This window comes from Photorhabdus noenieputensis (assembly GCF_018448935.1).
Lineage (GTDB): Bacteria > Pseudomonadota > Gammaproteobacteria > Enterobacterales > Enterobacteriaceae > Photorhabdus > Photorhabdus noenieputensis.
This window is the reverse complement of the sequence record NZ_RCWC01000087.1, coordinates 1-1,280: the sequence shown is the minus strand read 5'-3', so window position 1 is coordinate 1,280 and position 1,280 is coordinate 1. Positions and strand designations below refer to the sequence as shown.

The following is a 1,280-nucleotide window of genomic DNA, read 5'->3' as shown; positions in this document are numbered from 1 at the left end:
GCGTCTGCGGCTTCTTCACTGTTCTTGAATTTCTGGCAAGCAGCGCCATTACATTGTGTGTGGCTGACATTGGCATGGCTATTCGCCGGCAGGTTGTTCATCATATTGAAGCCGGCTTTTGCCAGATCCCGGATAGGCTGAATCGCTTTCTGTCCTTTTCCTCCCCGTTTTTCACCTCCAATCCAATTTGAACCTTGTGTACCGTCCGCAACCTCCATTTTTTGTGTCGTGCCAACCGCATCACCGTTGCCGGTATTCACCAACGTTTTGTATTCCTCCATCAACGCCGCTTTAGTCCATTTACTGCTATCCGAGAAATCCATCATACGCTGTGACATGTTCTGGCAACTCAGTTGTGATTTGTCAAACGCGATACCTGCCTGTAACACACCATTGGTCAGCATTTCATATAATCCCGGATTAGCACGCTGGATAACCATTGCCGGTAAACTGGCTACGGCCCCGGTAGCCCCCTGTATTACTTCCCCCATCAGGTTTTTAAACCCCGAAGTCAGGCCATTAAGCTGATTCCCTACCGTCGTTTTTAAATCAAAGTGACCGCACATCAGGTCACTGCTCCAACCGAGGTTTAATCCGCCCAGATGTTGCAGATGACTGCGGGTCGCCGGCTGCGATATCACTGATCCGCCACCTATGTTGTAAAACAGCTTATCCGATACCGCCCCATTCAGGCTTTTCCCGTAACCTATCGGGCTGTCCGCAATGGCAAAACCTGCCGCCCGAACAACAGGAACAGTCATAAACGCCAGTGCTATCAATACAGGCAAAAATAATCGTTGTCTCATCCCATGATCCCAGTCTCAAAAATCGGTACTGTAAAGAAAAGTCTGTCCACGCCGCTGACAACAACTGTAGGGTTGCCACAATGCAAAGACATAATTCCCGTCCTTGGCCGCTTCCCCGCTGTTATCCGGAAAAACAGCACAAGATGCGCTCATTTTCGGCGCTAAACGTTGCCATTGATGATTTTGGCTACCCGTATTCTCAACTACTTCGCCCGGTGGCCAGTAACCCTGTTTACGGTTCCCTTGCAGGGGTTGATAAACATGCCCCTGCCCGGTACGGGTGATAATGTCTGCTACCCGTTGCGCTACTATCGCAGCCGCTTTATTATCATCCTGTTGTGTCACAAACCCGCTTCGCGGATAAATATTGCCCCACATATTGCCCCGAAACGAATCACCCAGCTCACGTTTACCAGGAATAAGCGCTTCGGGATAAAACGACTCTGGCACACCGGTCCGCCAAACCAGGCTGTC

Annotated in this window: 2 protein-coding genes; both read right to left on the bottom strand. The window is 50.3% G+C overall.

Annotation, left to right across the window (positions count from 1 at the left end):
* A partial coding sequence (locus EAE91_RS23110; RefSeq protein ID WP_422615668.1) for an integrating conjugative element protein occupies positions 1-761 on the bottom strand: 761 nt, incomplete at its 3' end.
* 60 nt (positions 762-821) lie between these two features.
* Positions 822-1,280 (bottom strand): TIGR03756 family integrating conjugative element protein (locus tag EAE91_RS23105; RefSeq protein WP_214090493.1); only part of this gene is annotated, 459 nt, incomplete at its 5' end.